At 77.2% G+C, this 3,096-nt stretch carries 1 protein-coding gene; it reads right to left on the reverse strand.

Features of this window, described 5'->3' with window-relative positions; all coding sequences use genetic code 11:
* On the reverse strand, positions 1-3,096 hold a 3,096-nt coding region (locus B0E53_RS34795; protein ID WP_146167910.1), incomplete at both ends, for a type I polyketide synthase.

Genomic DNA, 3,096 nt, shown 5'->3' on the forward strand with positions numbered 1-3,096 from the left:
ACGGCCGCGCCGAGCAGCGGGTGGCCGGCGGCGGCCAGCCCGGCGCCGGACACGTCCCCGGCCCGCCAGCTCGCGGCGTCGGGCCAGAACCGCTGCCGCTGGAACGGGTACGTGGGCAGGTCGAGCGGCGCGCCGCCGCCGGTCAGCGGCGCCCAGTCGACGGGCACCCCGCCGACGTACGCCTCGGCGAGCGCCCCGAGCAGCGCGGACGTCTCGGTGCGCCCCTTGCGCAGGGTCGGCACCACCACGGCCGGGGCGGTGTCGGCGAGGCAGTCCTGGATCATTCCGGACAGCACCCCGTCGGGCCCGACCTCCAGGTAGGTGCCGACGTTGCGCCCCCGCAGGTAGGCGATCCCGTCGGCGAAGCGGACGGCCTCGCGGACGTGCCGCACCCAGTACCCGGGGTCGCAGAGGTCGGCCGCGTCGGCGGCCCCGCCGGTCAGGTTCGACACGACCGGCAGCCGCGGGGCGGTGAAGGTGAGGCCGTCGAGGACGGTGCGGAACTCGTCGAGCATCGGCGCCATGAGCGGGCTGTGGAAGGCGTGGCTGACCCGCAGCCGCCGGCTGCGCACACCCCGCTCGCTCCAGGCCCGGTCGATCTCGTCGAGGGCGTCGAGCGCCCCGGAGACGACCACGGCCGACGGGCCGTTGACGGCCGCGATGCCGACCCGGTCGGCCAGCCCGGCGATGGAGGCGGCCACCTCGTGCTCGGGCGCGGCGACGGCGAGCATCCCACCGCCGGCCGGCAGGGCCTGCATGAGCCGGCCACGTGCCGCGACCAGGGCGCAGGCGTCGGGCAGGGAGAGGACCCCGGCCACGTACGCGGCGGTGATCTCGCCGACGGAGTGCCCGCCGACCAGGTCGGGTACCACGCCGAACGACTCGACCAGGCGGAACAGCGCCACCTCGACGGCGAAGAGGCCGGCTTGGGTGAACTCCGTCCGGTCCAGCAGCGCCGCCTCGGGGGAACCTTCGGTGGCGAACAGCACCGGCCTGAGCGGCTGCGGCAGCAGCGGGTCGAGGTGGCCGCAGACCTCGTCCAGCGCGGCGGCGAAGGCCGGGAAGGCCCCGTACGCCTCGCGGCCCATGCCGGGGCGCTGCGCGCCCTGCCCGGAGAAGAGCACGGCCAGTCGGCCACCCCGGGCGGCGCCACCGACCACGATGGACGATGGCTGGTTGTCGGCGACGGCGGCCAGCCCGGCGAGGAGGCTCTGCCGGTCGCGGGGCAGCAGCACGGCCCGGTGCTCGAACGCGGCGCGGCCGGTGGCCAGGGCGTGGCCGAGGTCGGGCAGCGGGACGTCCGGGTGCTCCGCCAGCCAGGCGCCCAGCCGGCGGGCCTGCGCGCGCAGGGCGTCCGGGGTGCGGCCGGAGAGGACGCAGGGCGTGCTGAGGTCACCGGGGACCAGGGCCGGCGCGGCCGGCGCGGCGACCGGCTCGGGGGCCTGCTCCAGGATGGCGTGCACGTTGGTGCCGCTGATGCCGAACGAGGAGACGGCGGCGCGGCGGGGCCGGTCCACGGCGGGCCAGGGCCGGGCGTCGGCGAGCAGGGCGACCGCGCCGGCGGTCCAGTCGATGTGCGGGGACGGCTGGTCGACGTGCAGGGTGGCCGGGAGCCGGCCGTGCCGCATGGCGAGGACCATCTTGATCACCCCGGCGACGCCGGCGGCGGCCTGGGCGTGGCCGATGTTCGACTTGATCGAGCCGAGCAGCAGCGGCCGGTCGGCGGGGCGGTCCTGCCCGTAGGTGGCCAGCAGCGCCTGCGCCTCGATGGGGTCGCCGAGGGCGGTGCCGGTGCCGTGGGCCTCGACCGCGTCCACGTCGGACGGGGACAGCCGCGCGTGCGCGAGGGCCTGGCGGATGACCCGCTGCTGGGCGGGGCCGTTGGGGGCGGTGAGGCCGCTGCTGGCGCCGTCCTGGTTGACCGCGCTGCCGCGCAGCACGGCGAGGATCCGGCGGCCGTTGCGGCGGGCGTCGGAGAGGCGTTCCAGCAGCAGCATGCCGACGCCCTCGGCGAAGCCGGTGCCGTCGGCGCCCGCGCCGAACGCCTTGCACCGGCCGTCGGGTGACAGGCCGCGCTGGCGGGCGAACTCGGCGAGCATGCCGGGGGTGGACATGACGCTGACGCCGCCGGCGAGGGCGAGCCCGCACTCCCCCTGGCGCAACGCCTGGGCGGCCAGGTGCAGGGCCACCAGCGACGAGGAGCACGCGGTGTCGACGGTGACGGCCGGGCCTTCGAGGCCGAACAGGTAGGAGATGCGGCCGGAGGCGACGCTGCCGGCGCTGCCGTTGCCCAGGTACCCGTCGAGCTCGTCGGAGGTGCCGAGCGCCTTGCCCGCGTAGTCGTGGTAGATCAGGCCGACGTAGACGCCGGTGCTGCTGCCGCGGGCGGTGAGCGGGTCGATGCCGGCCCGTTCGAACGCCTCCCACGAGGTCTCCAGCAGCAGCCGCTGCTGGGGGTCCATGGCGAGCGCCTCGCGGGGGTTGATGCCGAAGAAGGCGGCGTCGAAGTCGGCGGCGTCGTAGAGGAAGCCGCCGTGCCGGGGGGTGCCCTCGGTGTCGCCGAGCGGGCCCGCCAGGTCCCAGCCCCGGTCGGTGGGGAACGGGGCGATGACGTCGGCGCCCGCGGTGACCAGGTCCCACAGGTCTTCCGGGGTGCGCACGTCGCCGGGGAAGCGGCAGGCCATGCCGACGATGGCGATCGGTTCGTCGATGCCGGCGGCCGGGGCGGCGGCCGGCCCGGCGGCCGGGGCGGACCGGCCGCCGATCTCCCGGTCGAGGTGGTCGGCGAGCACGACCGGGGTGGGGTGGTCGAAGGCGACGGTGGCGGGCAGCCGCAGCCCGGTGGCCGTGGCGAGCCGGTTGCGCAGCTCCACCGAGGTCAGCGAGTCGAAGCCGAGTTCCTTGAACGGCCGCTGCGGGTCGACGCCGTCGGCGGAGCGGTGCCCGAGCACCGCCGCCACGCTGCCGGTGACCAGGTCGAGGAGGTGGCCGTGCCGGGCGGCGGGGCTGAGCGCCGCGAGCCGTTCGGCCAGGGAGAGGTCGGCGCCGGCGCGGGCCGCGGCCCGCCGGCGGGCGGGACGGACCAGGTCGCGCAGC

This window comes from Micromonospora sp. MH33 (assembly GCF_003013775.1).
Classification (GTDB): domain Bacteria; phylum Actinomycetota; class Actinomycetes; order Mycobacteriales; family Micromonosporaceae; genus Micromonospora; species Micromonospora fulviviridis.